Genomic DNA, 15781 nt, shown 5'->3' with positions numbered 1-15781 from the left:
ACTAACGAACCTCGACCACAGAGCCCTGCAACCGCTGCAAGGCATCGCTGACCGGTTGCGGCAGCAACTGGCGCAGGCAATTGTAGTGACCGAAACGGCAGGTGCGGTCGAAACACGGGCTGCAATCCAGGCCCAGGCGCACCACTTCGACTTTGTCGGCCAATGGCGGGGTAAACCCTGGTGAGGTCGAGCCGTACACCGCCACCAGCGGGCGGTTCAGCGCGGCGGCCACGTGCATCAGGCCGGAGTCGTTGGACACCACCGCATCGGCGCAGGACAGCAGGTCGATGGCTTCGGCCAGGGACGTGTCGCCGCTGAGGTTCACCGCCTCTTCGCGCAGGCCAGGAATCAGGCGCTGGCGGATGTCTTCGCCCACCGAGTGATCATTTTTCGAACCGAACAGCCACACCTGCCAACCTTCGCGAATCTTCATCTCGGCGACTTTGGCGTAATGCTCCGACGGCCAGCGCTTGGACTCACCAAACTCCGCGCCTGGGCACAGCGCCAACACCGGACGGTCGAGCATCAGGCCAAATTTGGCCAGGGCCGCATCGCGGGTCACCGGGTCGATCTGCAGGCTTGGGCGCGGGTACGGCGTCGGCAACTCAGCACCGGGCTCGTAGGCCAGGGCCATGAAACGCTCGATCATCAGCGGGTAGCGCGCCTTGTCGAGGGTGCGCACGTCGTTGAGCAACACGTAGCGAAACTCGCCGCGCCAGCCGGTGCGTTTAGGGATGCCGGCAAAATACGGCACCAGCGCCGACTTCAGCGAGTTGGGCAGCAGGATCGCCTGATCGTACTGGCCGGCCAGGGATTTGCCGATGCGACGGCGCGTTGCCAGTTCGAGAGCTCCGTGGCCGAGCGGGAAGCTCAAGGCCTTGCGCACCTCGGGCATGCGCTCAAGGATCGGCCGGCTCCACTCGGGGGCGAGCACGTCGATTTGGCAGTCGGGATGGCGCTGTTTCAGACACTGGAACAGTGTCTGTGCCATCACCATGTCACCGACCCAACTGGGCCCAACGATCAGAATATTCATGTAGTTTCCACAAACGATGCGGGGAGGCTTATGCCTCCCCGCATCGATAATTACTGCAGATCGCGCTTTTTGTGGGAGCGGGCTTGCCTGCGATAGCATCGCCTCGGTATACCTGATACACCGAAGCGTCTGCATCGCGGGCAAGCCCGCTCCCACATAAAGCCGGTTTCCACATTAGATTGGCATCGCTCAATTCATCGGGTTTCAGCTTAAACCCAGTTCATTCCAGATTCGCATCACCTGACGCCGTTCGTCGGCGAACTGATCCCCGGCCACCGTACCGGCCTCGTTTTGCAAGGCCTGGCGGTGCGCGGCGGAACGGTAGGCCTTATACACCTCGCGCAGCAAATGAGCATCGGCGGCGGGCATCAACCCCACCTGCTCCAGGCCCTCCAGAATGCGGATATTGTCGGTGTAGCGCAGCAACGATGGATGTTGCGCAGACCACGCCAAAGCCGCGTATTGCACCATAAATTCAATATCGACGATACCACCGGCGTCCTGCTTGAGGTCGAACGCCACCGTGGGCTCGAAGGCATTGGCGCCGGTACCGGCCGCCGTAGACTTGGTGCCCAGGTTGCCGCGCATCTTGGCGCGCATCTCGCCGACCTCCTGGCGCAGCTTGGCCAAGTCGCGTTCGCGCCCCAGTACTTTAGCGCGTACCTGCTCGAACGCATGGCCTACGTCCTGGCTGCCCACCAGCACTCGCGCGCGGATCAGGGCCTGATGTTCCCAGGTCCAGGCTTCATTTTCTTGATAGCGCTCAAACGCACCGAGCGAACTCACCAGCAAACCGGACGCGCCGGAAGGCCGCAGGCGCATGTCCACTTCATACAGCTGGCCGGAGTTGGTCTGGGTGGTCAGCAGGTGGATGATCCGCTGGCCCAGCCGCGTGAAGAACTGCGCACCGTCGATCGGCTTGGCGCCGTCGGTTTCGGCCTGCGGGTCGCCGTCGTGGATAAACACCAGGTCAAGGTCGGAACCATGGCCCAGCTCGATGCCGCCGACTTTGCCATAGCCGACAATGACGAACCCCGGGTCGCACAAGGTGCCGTCGAGCCGCTGCGGCGAGCCGTGGCGCGCCACGGTCTGGCGCCAGGCCAGGGCCAGCACTTGTTCAAGGATGGCTTCGGCAAGCCAGGTCAGGTAATCGCTGACTTTCATCAACGGCAAGCTGCCAGCGATTTCCGAAGCGGCCACGCGCAGGCGGTGGGCCAGCTTGAAGTGGCGCAGGGCTTCCATCTGCTGCTCAAGGTCATCCTCGGGGATACGCGTGAGGCGTTCACGCAGCTCGGCAGCCAGTTCCGGCGCCAACGGTGGCTTGAACAGGCGGCCTTCGTTGAGCAATTCGTCGAGCAACAGCGGGAAACGCGTGATCTGTTCGGCGATCCACGGGCTGGCGGCGCACAGGGTCAACAGGCGGCGCAGAGCGTCGGGATTTTCCGTGAGCAGCACCAGATAAGCGGAACGGCGGGCGACGGCTTCGACCAATGGCAACACACGCTCCAGCACCAGGTCCGGGTTGGCGTGTTCGACGGCCTGAGCCAGCAGGCGCGGGATAAAGGCATCGAGCCGCTCGCGGCCCAGGCGCTGCATGGCACGTAGCTGCGGGCTGCCGCGTAGGCCGGCCAAGGTTTTCAGGGCTTTGGGCGCGTCGGTAAAGCCACCTTCCTGCAATTGGCGGCACGCGGCGTCTTCGTCCTGGGACTCTTCCCACAGCGGCAACCACTCACCGCCCACGACCAATTCGCTTTCTTCGCCCTCCGCTTCATCAGGGTCGGCAATCACTTGGCGGAAGTGCCAGGCCACCCGGCCACGCCAGTACATCAGGCGTTCATGGAAGGCGGCCCAGTCGGCAAAGCCAAGCATAAAGGCAATGCGTGCCTGGTCTTCCGGGCTGTCCGGGAGCATTTGCGTCTGGCGGTCGGCAATTGCCTGGATCGCGTGCTCGGTGTAACGCAAGAATTCGTAACCATTGCGCAATTCGGCAATGACCGCCGCCGGCAAGTAGCCCTGACCTTCCAGAGTGCCGAGCACCTTGAGCAAAGGTCGCTGTTGCAGGCTCAGGTCTCGGCCACCGTGGATCAGCTGGAACGCCTGGGCGATAAACTCCACTTCACGAATGCCGCCCGAGCCCAGCTTGATGTTCTCGGCCATGCCCTTGCGCCGCACTTCCTGCTGGATCAGCTGCTTCATGGTGCGCAGCGCTTCGATGGCGGAAAAATCCAGGTAACGCCGGTAGACGAACGGGCGCAGCATATCCAGCAGTTGCGCACCGGCCACCTGATCACCGGCGACCACGCGCGCCTTAATCATGGCGTAGCGCTCCCAGTCGCGGCCCTGATCCTGATAGTACTGTTCCAGCGCATTGAAGCTGAGCACCAGAGCCCCGGCCGAACCGTAAGGGCGCAGGCGCATGTCGACGCGGAACACAAAGCCGTCGACGGTCATCGGGTCGAGGGCCTTGATCAATTTTTGACCAAGGCGGATGAAAAACTCCTGGTTATCCAGGGCGCGCTTCACGCCCACCGTCTCGCCGCCTTCGGGGTAGGCGAAAATCAGGTCGATATCCGAAGACAGGTTCAGCTCCACGGCGCCGAGCTTGCCCATGCCGAGGATGACCATGTGCTGAGCTTCACCGCTGCGCCGGCCAGTGGGTGTGCCGAATTGCACACAGTGGCGCTGGTACAGCCACTGGTAGGCTTGGTCGATGCTGGCGTCGGCCATGTCGGACAGGTCGCGACAGGTTTGCACCAGGTCGGCCTGGCGGGTCAGGTCGCGCCAAATGATGCGCACTTGTTGACGCGTGCGCTGGCGGCGCAGTACGCGGCCCAGCTCATCTTCTGTTTCGGCCTGTTGCACGGCACCGGCGATCTGGCCGCACAGCTCGCCGGGCGCAAAGCCACGGTCCAGCTCGCCCCAGGCCACCAGTTCAAGCAACATCAAAGGGTCACGCAGGCTCTGTTCAATGACGAAATCACTGGCGGCGCACACGCGGGCGAAGTCAGCCCACCGTTGCGGCGACCACTCAGAAAGGCCATGATCGGCGTCCAGCGCGGCCACTGCGTCACGAAATGACTGCTCGGCCCGCTGGGCGTAAGGCAAGAGAATGGCCGGTAATGGGGCCAGCGTTGGAAGGCTCATGGTCTATCCTTGATCGGCGCGTGAATGGCTTGTAGCTGTGAACGCAAGAACCACGCTCGGTGAAGGACTGTCGAACAAAGGTTATAAATAGCTGAAATTAAATTAATCTTGGCAGGCAACATCAAACTTTCACCTTTTCTTGTTCGCAAAAGATCAACAATAACGATTATGCTCACCAGCCAGACCGAGCCATACGCTCAGTCTTGTGTAGTTTTACTACTCGTATATACATTCGAAAGGCTGAAATGGCCGACGATTTGTAGTAAAACTACAGGACGCCGAAGCAACCTTCGGCCATCCAAGAATTTATGTCGTCTGCCCACAAGGCCAGTCGCAAACTCAGGCAACCGATTCTGGTAGCCTTTCCGCCCTGGAGCAAGCCATGCAAGACCTCGATCCCGTCGAAACCCAGGAATGGCTGGACGCCCTGGAATCGGTTCTCGACAAAGAAGGCGAAGACCGTGCTCACTACCTGATGACCCGTATGGGCGAACTCGCGACCCGCAGCGGCTCGCAACTGCCCTACGCCATCACTACGCCATACCGCAACACCATCCCCGTTACCCACGAAGCACGCATGCCTGGCGACCTGTTCATGGAACGCCGCATTCGCTCGCTGGTACGTTGGAACGCCATGGCGATGGTAATGCGCACGAACTTGAAAGATTCTGACCTGGGCGGTCACATCTCCAGCTTCGCTTCCAGCGCAACCCTGTATGACATCGGCTTCAACTACTTCTTCCAGGCCCCGACCGACGAACACGGCGGCGACCTGATCTACTTCCAGGGCCACACCTCTCCAGGCGTTTACGCCCGTGCGTTCATGGAAGGCCGCATCACCGAAGACCAGATGAACAACTTCCGTCAGGAAGTGGACGGTGGCGGCCTGTCGTCGTACCCGCACCCTTGGCTGATGCCTGATTTCTGGCAGTTCCCGACTGTATCCATGGGCCTTGGCCCGATCCAGGCGATCTACCAGGCACGCTTCATGAAGTACCTGGAAGCCCGTGGCTTCATCCCTGAAGGCAAGCAGAAAGTCTGGTGCTTCCTGGGCGACGGCGAGTGTGACGAGCCGGAATCCCTGGGCGCCATCTCCCTGGCTGGCCGCGAGAAGCTCGACAACCTGATCTTCGTCATCAACTGCAACCTGCAGCGCCTCGACGGCCCGGTTCGCGGCAACGGCAAGATCATCCAAGAACTCGAAGGCGTGTTCCGCGGTGCTCAGTGGAACGTGACCAAAGTCATCTGGGGCCGTTTCTGGGACCCACTGTTGGCCAAAGACGTCGACGGTATCCTGCAACGTCGCATGGACGAAGTCATCGACGGCGAGTACCAGAACTACAAGGCCAAAGACGGCGCGTTCGTACGTGAGCACTTCTTCAACACGCCTGAACTCAAGGCGATGGTTGCAGACCTGTCCGACGACGAGATCTGGAAGCTCAACCGTGGTGGCCACGACCCGTACAAGGTCTACGCGGCGTACCATGAAGCGGTCAACCACAAAGAACAACCGACCGTCATCCTGGCCAAGACCATCAAGGGTTATGGCACCGGTGCCGGCGAAGCGAAAAACACCGCGCACAACACCAAGAAGGTTGATGTTGAAAGCCTGAAGCTGTTCCGCGATCGCTTCGACATCCCCGTCAAAGACGAAGAGCTGGAAAACCTGCCGTTCTTCAAGCCAGAGCCAAACAGCGCCGAAGCCCGTTACCTGAGCGAGCGCCGTACTGCACTGGGCGGTTTCGTGCCACAGCGCCGCGCCAAGTCCTTCGACATTCCGACACCGCCACTCGATACCCTCAAGGCTATCCTGGACGGCTCGGGCGACCGTGAAATCTCCACCACCATGGCCTTCGTGCGGATCCTCGCGCAGTTGGTCAAGGACAAGGAAATCGGTTCGCGTATCGTCCCGATCATCCCGGACGAAGCCCGTACCTTTGGTATGGAAGGCATGTTCCGTCAGTTGGGCATCTACTCCTCCGTCGGCCAGCTCTACGAGCCAGTCGATAAAGACCAGGTGATGTTCTACAAGGAAGACAAGAAGGGCCAGATCCTCGAAGAAGGCATCAACGAAGCGGGCGCCATGAGCTCCTTCATCGCTGCCGGTACTTCGTACTCCAGCCACAACCAGCCGATGCTGCCGTTCTACATCTTCTACTCGATGTTCGGCTTCCAGCGTATTGGCGACCTGGCCTGGGCAGCAGGCGATAGCCGTACCCGTGGCTTCCTGATCGGCGGTACTGCCGGGCGGACCACGCTGAACGGCGAAGGCCTGCAACACGAAGACGGTCACAGCCACATTCTGGCTGCCACCATCCCGAACTGCCGCACCTTTGATCCAACCTACGGCTATGAGCTGGCGGTGATCATCCAGGACGGCATGAAGAAGATGACCGAACAGCAGCAGGACGTTTTCTACTACATCACCGTGATGAACGAGTCCTACCAGCAGCCAGCTATGCCGGCCGGCGTGGAAGAAGGCATCATCAAGGGCATGTACCTGCTCGAAGAAGACACCAAGGAAGCGGCGCACCACGTACAGCTGATGGGCTCCGGCACCATCCTGCGTGAAGTCCGTGAAGCGGCGAAGATCCTGCGTGAAGAGTTCAACGTCGGCGCTGACGTGTGGAGCGTTACCAGCTTCAACGAACTGCGTCGCGACGGCCTGGCGGTGGAGCGTAACAACCGCCTGCACCCAGGTCAGAAGCCTGCATTGAGCTACGTTGAAGAGTGCTTGGCCGGCCGTAAAGGTCCAGTCATTGCCTCTACCGACTACATGAAGCTGTTTGCTGAACAGATTCGCCAGTGGGTCCCGTCCAAGGAATTCAAAGTCCTGGGCACCGACGGTTTCGGCCGCAGTGACAGCCGCAAGAAGCTGCGTCACTTCTTCGAAGTTGACCGTCACTTCGTGGTGTTGGCAGCCTTGGAAGCCTTGGCTGACCGTGGTGAGATCGAACCTAAGGTGGTGGCTGACGCTATCGTCAAGTTCGGGATCAACCCGGAAAAACGCAACCCACTGGACTGCTGAGGAGATTTTTTGTGAGCGAACTCATTCGCGTACCTGACATCGGCAGCGGTGAAGGTGAAGTAATCGAGCTGTTTGTGAAGGTCGGCGACAAAGTCGAAGCCGACCAGAGCATCCTGACCCTGGAATCGGACAAGGCGAGCATGGAAATCCCTGCTCCCAAAGCCGGCGTGGTCAAGAGCCTGAAAGTGAAGCTGGGCGACCGCCTGAAAGAAGGCGACGAACTGCTGGAGCTGGAAATCGAAGGTGCCGCTGATGCGGCCCCTGCGCCAGCCCCTGCTGCCGCTGCTGCACCCGCCCCTGCTGCTGAAAAGCCTGCCGCCGCCGAAGCTCCAGCAGCCCCGGCCGCTGCACCTGCCGCCGCCACCGTCCAGGACATTCATGTTCCGGACATCGGTTCGTCGGGCAAGGCCAAGATCATCGAGCTGCTGGTCAAGGTCGGCGACACCGTCGAAGCCGATCAGTCGCTGATCACCCTGGAGTCCGACAAGGCCTCCATGGAAATCCCTTCGCCGGCTGCCGGCGTGGTGGAAAGCATCGCGGTCAAGCTGGAAGACGAAGTCGGCACTGGCGATTTCATCCTCAAGCTCAAAGTACAAGGCGCTGCGCCTGCTGCGGCACCCGCGCCAGCCGCTGATGCCCCGGCGGCCAAGGCTGAAGCGGCTCCGGCCGCTGCCGCCCCGGCACCGGCTGCAAAAGCTGAGGCCGCACCGGCCCCAGCGGCTGCCGCACCTGCGCCAAGCGGTGCCAAGGTTCACGCCGGCCCTGCCGTGCGTCAGCTGGCCCGTGAATTCGGCGTTGAGCTCAACGCTGTGTCGGCCACTGGCCCTCACGGTCGCGTGCTGAAAGAAGACGTGCAGGTTTACGTCAAAGCCATGATGCAGAAAGCCAAGGAAGCTCCGGCTGCCGGCGCTGCTACTGGTGGTTCGGGCATTCCGCCGATTCCGGTCGTGGACTTCAGCCGCTTCGGCGAAACCGAAGAAGTGCCGATGACTCGCCTGATGCAAATCGGCGCGTCGAGCCTGCACCGCAGCTGGCTGAACATTCCGCACGTGACTCAGTTTGACCAAGCCGACATCACCGACCTGGAAGCTTTCCGCGTTGCGCAGAAAGCCGTGGCCGAGAAGGCCGGCGTGAAACTGACCGTGCTGCCACTGCTGCTCAAGGCCTGCGCGCACCTGCTCAAGGAACTGCCGGACTTCAACAGTTCGCTGGCACCAAGCGGCAAGGCGATCATTCGCAAGAAATACGTGAACATCGGCTTTGCAGTCGACACGCCTGACGGCCTGCTGGTACCGGTCATCAAGAACGTCGACCAGAAGAGCCTGCTGCAACTCGCTGCCGAAGCGGCTGCGCTGGCTGCCAAGGCCCGCGACAAGAAGCTCACCGCAGACGATATGCAGGGCGCGTGCTTCACCATCTCCAGCCTCGGTCACATTGGCGGCACTGGCTTCACGCCAATCGTCAACGCCCCGGAAGTGGCAATCCTGGGTGTTTCCAAGGCCACTATCCAGCCTGTGTGGGACGGTAAAGCGTTCCAGCCTAAGCTGATGCTGCCGCTGTCGTTGTCCTACGATCACCGTGTGATCAACGGTGCAGCCGCTGCACGCTTCACGCAGCGCCTGAGCCAACTGCTGAACGACATCCGCACCATCCTGCTGTAAGCCTCAACGGGCCTCCCTTTCACCAGGGAGGCCTGGCTGCACCGATTTCCGAGCGCCACGCTCGTACCTCAACCCCGCCATTTGGCGGGGCTTTTTTTGGCCTGCCGGTTTGTAGGAGCTAGGCCCGCCGTGCCTGCGTCAATGCGCCACCCATCACCTCGATTGTAGAAACCGCTCCCGCGGCCGATAACAGCCATATAGCACTTAGCCTTCATCCTCTCTTGTCAGTGCGTGCTGCATGATGCAACCTTGCCGCAGGTGACAGTAAAGAGGGCGTGAGCCCGGCGCCGTGCGCATTTTTCCAAGCGAGTTCCCCCATGAAAAGCCAACCCGATGTCGCCCGTATGGCGGCCGAGGTAGTGACGCAGTTACCGGTGCCCTCGCGCCTCGGCATGCTGCGTTTCGAGCGGCTTAATGAGGCAAGCTGGGCCCTCTTGTACCTCGACCCCAATTGCGAGCGCCAATTCGGCCTGCCGGCGGTTGAGCTGTGTGCCTTGCTCGGCACACCCTACGCCAGCCTGATGGAACCGCAGGCGCGCTACCAACTGCACGACGCCATCCAGCAACAACTGACCCAGAGCCCGCATTACCTGGTGCGCTACACCTTGCACACCAACGACGGCCCCCTGAGCCTGCTGGAAATGGGCGAGGCCTACAAACAACACAATCGCCACCTGCTGCGCGGCTACCTGATGGTGGTCGACGGGCTGTTCAGCGAAATCCCCGCCGCCGCCCCGACCGCAGACCTGGAAAACCAGAACAGCCGCCTGCAGATCGCCCTGGAGCTCAACCAGCGCGCCCAGCTGGAACAGTTGCAGCACCTGGAACGCGTGCGCGCCCAACAGGAGCTGATTCTGCTGCTCGCGCGCCAGCGCTACACCACGCCTAACTCGCTGCAGGAAGCCGCCGAGCTGATCACCCGCAGCGCGTGCGACATCTACCAGATCGATTGCGCGAGCATCTGGAACCTCGAAGGCCAGCGCCTGGTGCCGATCTCGGCCTACCACCGCGCCGACCAACAACACCATTTGCCGGAAGCGATCGACGCCAGCGGCTTCCCGGACTACCTGGAAGCCCTGCACTCGAGCCGCGCCATCGACGCCACCCATGCGATGCGCGACCCGCGCACCCGGGAAATGGCCGAGAGCCTGCGCGCTAAGGATATATACGCGATGCTCGACGCGAGCATCCGCGTCGATGGCCAGGTCATTGGCGTGTTGTGCCTGGAACAAAGCGGCAGCCCCCGCGCATGGCAGACCGATGAAATCGCCTTTGCCGGTGAGCTGGCGGACCAATTCGCGCAAGTGATCAACAACCACAACCGGCGCACCGCCACCAGCGCCCTGCACCTGTTTCAGCGTGCCGTGGAGCAAAGTGCCAACGCCTTTTTGCTGGTCAATTGCGACGGCGTGGTGGAGTACGTCAACCCCAGCTTTACCGCGATCACCCAATACAGCGCCGAAGAAGTCCACGGCCACCGCCTGGCGCAACTGCCGGCGCTGGAGAACCTCAGCGAGTTGCTCTTCGATGCGCCGTCGAGCCTGGCCAAGAGCAATAGCTGGCAGGGCGAGTTCAAGAGCCGGCGCAAGAACCTCGAACCCTACTGGGGCCAGCTGTCGATTTCCAAGGTGTATGGCGACAACCGTGAGTTGACCCACTACATCGGCATCTACGAAGACATTACCCAGACCAAGCTGGCCCAGCAGCGCATCGAGCGCCTGGCCTACACCGACAACCTGACCAACCTGGGCAACCGCCCGGCGTTTATCCGCAACCTGGATGAGCGCTTTGCCCGCGACAGCGACAGCCCGATCAGCCTGTTGCTGGTGGACATCGACAACTTCAAGCGGATCAACGACAGCCTCGGCCACCAGACCGGCGACAAGCTGCTGATCAGCCTGGCACGCCGCCTGCGCAACAGCCTGAGCGCCAGTGGCAGCTTGGCGCGGTTTGCCAGTAACGAGTTCGCGGTGTTGCTCGACGACACTGATCTTGAGACTGGCCAGCAGGTTGCCAGCCAGCTGCTGGCGACCCTCGACAAGCCGATGTTCGTCGATAACCAGCTAATCAGCGTCACCGGCTCCGTGGGCTTGGCGTGCGCGCCATTACACGGCCGCGACCCGCAAACCCTGATGCGTAACGCCGGGCTGGCACTGCACAAAGCCAAGGCCAACGGCAAACACCAAGTGCAGGTGTTCACCGAAGCCCTGAACGCCGAGGCCAGTTACAAACTGTTCGTGGAAAACAACCTGCGCCGCGCCCTGACCCAGAACGAGCTGGACGTGTTCTACCAGCCCAAACTGTGCCTGCGCAGCGGCCGCCTGCTGGGCATGGAAGCGTTGTTGCGTTGGAACCACCCGGAAAAGGGCATGATTCGCCCCGACCAGTTCATCAGCGTGGCGGAAGAGACTGGGCTGATCATCCCTATCGGTAAGTGGATCGCGCGCCAGGCCTGCCGCATGAGCCGGCAGTTGACCGCCGCGGGCATGGGCAACTTGCAGGTGGCGATCAACCTGTCGCCCAAGCAGTTTTCCGACCCGGATCTGGTGGCCTCAATTGCCACCATCCTCAAGGAAGAACAGCTGCCGGCCAACCTGCTGGAGCTGGAATTGACCGAAGGCTTGCTGCTGGAAGCCACCGAAGACACGCGCTTGCAGCTCGACCAGCTCAAAAGCTTTGGCCTGACCCTGGCCATGGACGACTTCGGCACCGGTTACTCGTCGCTGAGTTACTTGAAAAAATTCCCCATCGACATCATCAAGATCGACCGCAGCTTTATCCACGAAATCCCGGACAACCAGGACGACATGGAAATCACCTCGGCGGTGATCGCCATGGCTCACAACCTCAAGCTCAAGGTGGTGGCCGAAGGCGTCGAGACCGCCGAACAGTTAGCCTTCCTGCGTCGACATCGTTGTGATGTGGGCCAGGGCTATTTGTTCGACCGGCCGATCCCCGGTGCAGAGCTGCTCGAGAAGCTTAAACGCTACCCGCGCGGGCCAATCGCCTGACAGCGCTGTAACACTCGGGCACACTGAGTGTCTTCTTAATACATAACTCAATCTGACTGAGAGGACTGATCATGGTCTTGCGCTCGGAAATTCTGGTGAACAAAAACGTGTTGCCTACTCAAGAACAAGCTTTGCCTGGCCGTGAAACCCCGATGAATCTGCCGCAAACGCATTTCGTCAACGGCAACCCGCTGCTCGGCCCCTTTGTCGACAACGTAGAGTTCGCGATATTCGGCCTGGGTTGCTTCTGGGGCGCGGAGCGCAAGTTTTGGCAGCGCGACGGCGTAGTCAGCACCGTGGTCGGTTATGCCGGCGGCTACACGCCGAACCCGACCTACGAAGAAGTTTGCTCGGGCCTGACCGGCCATAGCGAAGTGGTACTGGTAGTGTTTGACCAAGACAAGATCAGCTACGAAGAGCTGCTGAAAATGTTTTGGGAGTTGCACAACCCGACCCAGGGCATGCGCCAGGGCAACGACATCGGCAGCCAGTACCGTTCGGTGATTTACGCGGTGAAACCTGAGCATCTGGAGGCGGCCAAGGCCAGCGCCGAGGCGTATCAGGGTGAGCTGACCAAGGCTGGCCTGGGCACCATCACCACAGAAATTGAAGAAGCACCGACGGTGTACTTCGCCGAGGCGTATCACCAGCAGTACCTGGCGAAGAACCCGCAGGGGTACTGCGGGATCGGCGGCACGGGCGTGACCTGCCCGATCTGACGCAAACAGCATCGCGGGCAAGCCCGTTCCCACCTTGGAATGCATTCCAAATGTGGGAGCAGGTTTGCCCGCGATGGCGTCCTGACAGGCGACTAATTACTCAGCGATGAGCCAATCCATCTGCCACCCACCCTGGGTCTGCCCAAGCTTCTTGGACAACCACGGCAGCAGCTCACGCAACTCCTCCTCCAGCCCCCACGGCGGGTTGGCAATCGCCAGGCCCGAGCCGGTCAGGGTGTTGGGCGTGTCCAGCGGATGCACCAGCAACTCCACCCGCAACAACTTCGGCGCACCGGTGCCGGCCAGGTCCTGATAGAAGCGGCGCAACATGCGCTGGTCTTTCACCGGGTACCAAATCGCCGCGACTGTCTGGCGCATGCGGCTGACGGCTTCCTTGAGGGACGCTGCGCAGCGCTGCATCTCGTCCAGTTGCTCAAACGGCGGATCGATCAGCATCAGCGCGCGTTTTTCCGGCACTGGTAGCAGGGCGCGCGGCACATGCCAGCCTTCGCCCAGGTGCACTTTGACCCGGCGATCACCCTTCATGTTGTCCTTGAGCAGCACACCATCTTCCGGGTGCTTTTCGTTGAGCAACACACGGTCCTGGGGCCGCGTGAGGCGGCGCGCCAGTTCCGGCGAGCCCGGGTAATAGCGCAACTGGCCGTCCGGGTTCATCTCGTGCAGCACGCGCATGTAGTCGGCGGTCAACGGCGGCAAGTCGCTCGCGCCCCACAGGCGGGCGATGCCTTCCAGGTATTCACCGGTGCGGTTGGCCTGATCACCTTGTAAGTCGTACAGCCCGATCCCGGCGTGGGTGTCGAGGTAGGCGAACGGCTGCTCCTTGCGCGACATCAGGGCGATGAGGCGGGTCAAGGTCAGGTGTTTGAAGACATCGGCGTGGTTGCCGGCGTGAAAGGCGTGACGATAATTCATGGTTGCTCCTGCGCAGGGGGCGAAGTTTACCTTCTACCGGGGCAAAGGTGCAGGGCTGCGTGTCGGCCGGTGCTTATGTCATAACCGCAGGCACACCGCCGAAAACAGTCTAATCGCGCTTGTGGGAACGGGCTTGCCCGCGAGGCAGGCGACGCGGTATTACCCTTGCACCGCGGTGATGCTATCGCAGGCAAGCCAGCGCCCACCGCGTACGGGGCGCTCAAGGAATCCAAGGAGGTCAATAACAATCATGAAAGACGCCACCATTGCACTGCACCATGGCTTCAAATCCGACCCGACCACCAAGGCCGTCGCCGTGCCGATCTACCAGAACGTCGCCTTCGAATTCGACAACGCCCAGCACGGCGCCGACCTGTTCAACCTGGACGTGCCCGGTAATATCTACACACGCATCATGAACCCCACCAACGACGTGCTGGAGCAGCGCATTGCCGCCCTTGAAGGCGGTATCGCCGCCCTAGCCGTATCAGCTGGCAGCGCCGCGATCCATTACGCGATCCAGACGCTGACCCGCGCGGGTGACAATATCGTCACCACGCCGCAGCTCTACGGCGGCACCTACACCCTGTTCGCGCACCTGTTGCCAAGCTTTGGCGTCGATGTGCGCTTCGCCCGCGACGACTGCGCCGAGGCCATCGCCGAATTGATCGATGACAACACCAAGCTGGTCTACTGCGAAAGCATCGGTAACCCCGCAGGCAACATCATCGACATCGAAGCCCTGGCCGATGTCGCCCACGCACGCGGCGTACCACTGATGGTAGACAACACCGTGGCAACGCCAATCCTGTGCAAACCTATCCAGTTCGGCGCCGACATTGTGGTGCACTCCGTGACCAAATACGTCGGCGGCCACGGCAACTCCCTGGGCGGCGTCATCGTCGACAGCGGCACCTTCCCCTGGACGAAGTACCCAGAGAAATTCCCCGGTCTCAACACCCCCGAGCCGGCCTATCACGGCGTGGTCTACACCGAGAAATTCGGCCCCGCCGCCTTTATCGCCCGTGCCCGCACCGTGCCACTGCGCAACACCGGCGCAGCCCTCGCACCGATGAATGCCTTCCTATTGCTGCAAGGCCTGGAAACCCTGGCCCTGCGCATGGAGCGCCATACTGAAAACGCGCTGAAGGTTGCGCAGTTTCTGCAAGGCCACGTCGAGGTGGAATGGGTCAGCTATGCCGGGCTGCCGGATCACCCGCACCACGCATTGGCACAGAAATACATGCAGGGCAAACCGTCAGCGATTCTGTCCTTTGGCCTCAAGGGTGGTTACGACGCCGGAGTACGCTTCTACGACGCCCTGCAAATCTTCAAACGCCTGGTGAACATTGGTGATGCCAAATCCCTGGCCTGCCATCCGGCGTCCACCACCCATCGGCAGATGAATGAGCAGGAGCAGGCCAAGGCCGGCGTGAAGCCCGAAATGATTCGCCTGTCGGTAGGCATCGAGGCAATTGAAGACTTGATCGAGGATCTGCAGCAGGCGCTGGGTTCAACTCAACTCTGAGGTCAAATAGTCGGCCAGCGCCCCATGACTGACATCCGCCCCGCGCACGAAGTAGGCGACCTTGTGCTGCAAGGTCACAGGCTTGAAGGCGGTGTACAGGTCGGGGCGTTGTTCTTCGAGCCATTGCAGCAGGTTATTGATCAACACCTGGGGTGATTGCGCGGCCAGATGCTCCAACACCACAGCGGGCACGCGCCACCATGGGCTGGTTTTGGCGGCAACCACCGGGCCTGTCGCAACTGTCAGCGGTTGGCGGTTGATCAGGTAACGCTGAAATACCGGCAACACCTTCCCCGCCTCGTCGCCCAATTTCTGCACAATCGGCAGAAATTGGCCGCCATCCCAAAAGCGCAAAAACACGTCCTGGTCCTCAGGCAGCAACACCTTGGTCAGGCTTTGCAGATGCGCGACCACTGTTTCCAGCGGGCTGGACGACACTGCCAACCACCCCCAATCCGTTGCTTCGGTGGTTGCGATCCAGTCGAGGAAGGGGCTGCCTGGCTCGATGATGCCAACGTAAGGCATCACCTCATTCCACTGCGCATAGGCCGTGCCTGCCCAGATTGGCTGGGGCGGCATTGCACCGGTCTTCGCTTGCCAAGCGGTAAACGGCTTGGCGTCGCTGGCACTGCCCAGCACGGCGAAAATCTGCTCATTGGCGAGCAAAGGGTATTGGTCCAGCCAGGCATGAGGTTCCAAAGGCTGAGGCATAAGGGTTAAC

At 61.2% G+C, this 15781-nt stretch carries 9 protein-coding genes; 5 read left to right on the top strand and 4 right to left on the bottom strand.

Going from position 1 to position 15781, the window contains the following annotated elements; translation table 11 throughout:
- Position 1: 1 nt before the first annotated feature.
- Together waaF and glnE are read right to left on the bottom strand one after the other, a co-directional pair.
- Entirely contained in the window at positions 2-1036 is a 1035-nt protein-coding gene (waaF, locus tag ACI77I_RS03405; RefSeq protein WP_094949242.1) for a lipopolysaccharide heptosyltransferase II, read from the bottom strand.
- Positions 1037-1240: 204 nt separating this feature from the next.
- Positions 1241-4180 (bottom strand): bifunctional [glutamate--ammonia ligase]-adenylyl-L-tyrosine phosphorylase/[glutamate--ammonia-ligase] adenylyltransferase, encoded by a 2940-nt coding sequence (gene glnE, locus ACI77I_RS03400; protein ID WP_263274404.1) that lies wholly within the window; start codon positions 4178-4180, stop codon positions 1241-1243.
- Positions 4181-4562: 382 nt separating this feature from the next.
- Here glnE and aceE point away from each other — a divergent pair, with 382 nt between their 5' ends.
- From aceE to msrA, 4 genes are all read left to right on the top strand, one after another.
- Entirely contained in the window at positions 4563-7208 is a 2646-nt protein-coding gene (gene aceE / locus ACI77I_RS03395; protein WP_094949244.1) for a pyruvate dehydrogenase (acetyl-transferring), homodimeric type, read from the top strand.
- Between the two features lie 11 nt (positions 7209-7219).
- Entirely contained in the window at positions 7220-8869 is a 1650-nt protein-coding gene (gene aceF, locus ACI77I_RS03390) for a dihydrolipoyllysine-residue acetyltransferase (RefSeq protein ID WP_406996962.1), read from the top strand.
- Between the two features lie 317 nt (positions 8870-9186).
- Positions 9187-11880, top strand: a complete 2694-nt coding sequence (locus ACI77I_RS03385; RefSeq protein ID WP_094949246.1) for a bifunctional diguanylate cyclase/phosphodiesterase — start codon at positions 9187-9189, stop codon at positions 11878-11880.
- A 71-nt stretch (positions 11881-11951) separates the two neighbouring features.
- Positions 11952-12599, top strand: coding sequence for a peptide-methionine (S)-S-oxide reductase MsrA (gene msrA, locus ACI77I_RS03380; protein ID WP_094949247.1), 648 nt, complete (start codon positions 11952-11954; stop codon positions 12597-12599).
- A gap of 96 nt (positions 12600-12695) precedes the next feature.
- On the opposite strand, the gene ACI77I_RS03375 is transcribed toward msrA, so the two are convergent.
- Complete coding sequence (locus ACI77I_RS03375; protein WP_034117387.1) at positions 12696-13532, bottom strand: 23S rRNA (adenine(2030)-N(6))-methyltransferase RlmJ; 837 nt, start codon at positions 13530-13532, stop codon at positions 12696-12698.
- Positions 13533-13782: 250 nt separating this feature from the next.
- On the opposite strand from ACI77I_RS03375, the gene ACI77I_RS03370 reads away from it, so the two are divergent.
- Entirely contained in the window at positions 13783-15060 is a 1278-nt protein-coding gene (locus tag ACI77I_RS03370; protein WP_242154066.1) for an O-acetylhomoserine aminocarboxypropyltransferase/cysteine synthase family protein, read from the top strand.
- Here ACI77I_RS03370 and ACI77I_RS03365 read toward each other — a convergent pair.
- The gene (locus ACI77I_RS03365) at positions 15046-15771 is read right to left on the bottom strand and encodes a DUF4123 domain-containing protein (RefSeq protein WP_406996961.1); all 726 of its coding nucleotides are present in this window, start codon (positions 15769-15771) and stop codon (positions 15046-15048) included. The two genes, ACI77I_RS03370 and ACI77I_RS03365, sit on opposite strands and share 15 nt — an antisense overlap.
- Between the last annotated feature and the right edge of the window lie 10 nt (positions 15772-15781).

The organism is Pseudomonas sp. D47 (assembly GCF_045447305.1).
In the GTDB taxonomy this organism is placed as follows: Bacteria; Pseudomonadota; Gammaproteobacteria; order Pseudomonadales; family Pseudomonadaceae; genus Aquipseudomonas.
The sequence above is the reverse complement of the archived record's forward strand: the minus strand, read 5'-3'. Positions and strand labels throughout refer to the sequence as shown.

What these genes read in the sequence shown, in the direction of transcription:
- aceE (WP_094949244.1), top strand. Translation starts at nt 4,563, where the DNA reads ATGCAAGACCTCGATCCCGTCGAAACCCAGGAATGGCTGGACGCCCTG.
- ACI77I_RS03385 (WP_094949246.1), top strand. Translation starts at nt 9,187, where the DNA reads ATGAAAAGCCAACCCGATGTCGCCCGTATGGCGGCCGAGGTAGTGACG.
- msrA (WP_094949247.1), top strand. Translation starts at nt 11,952, where the DNA reads ATGGTCTTGCGCTCGGAAATTCTGGTGAACAAAAACGTGTTGCCTACT.
- ACI77I_RS03375 (WP_034117387.1), bottom strand. Translation starts at nt 13,532, where the DNA reads ATGAATTATCGTCACGCCTTTCACGCCGGCAACCACGCCGATGTCTTC.
- waaF (WP_094949242.1), bottom strand. Translation starts at nt 1,036, where the DNA reads ATGAATATTCTGATCGTTGGGCCCAGTTGGGTCGGTGACATGGTGATG.
- ACI77I_RS03365 (WP_406996961.1), bottom strand. Translation starts at nt 15,771, where the DNA reads ATGCCTCAGCCTTTGGAACCTCATGCCTGGCTGGACCAATACCCTTTG.
- glnE (WP_263274404.1), bottom strand. Translation starts at nt 4,180, where the DNA reads ATGAGCCTTCCAACGCTGGCCCCATTACCGGCCATTCTCTTGCCTTAC.
- ACI77I_RS03370 (WP_242154066.1), top strand. Translation starts at nt 13,783, where the DNA reads ATGAAAGACGCCACCATTGCACTGCACCATGGCTTCAAATCCGACCCG.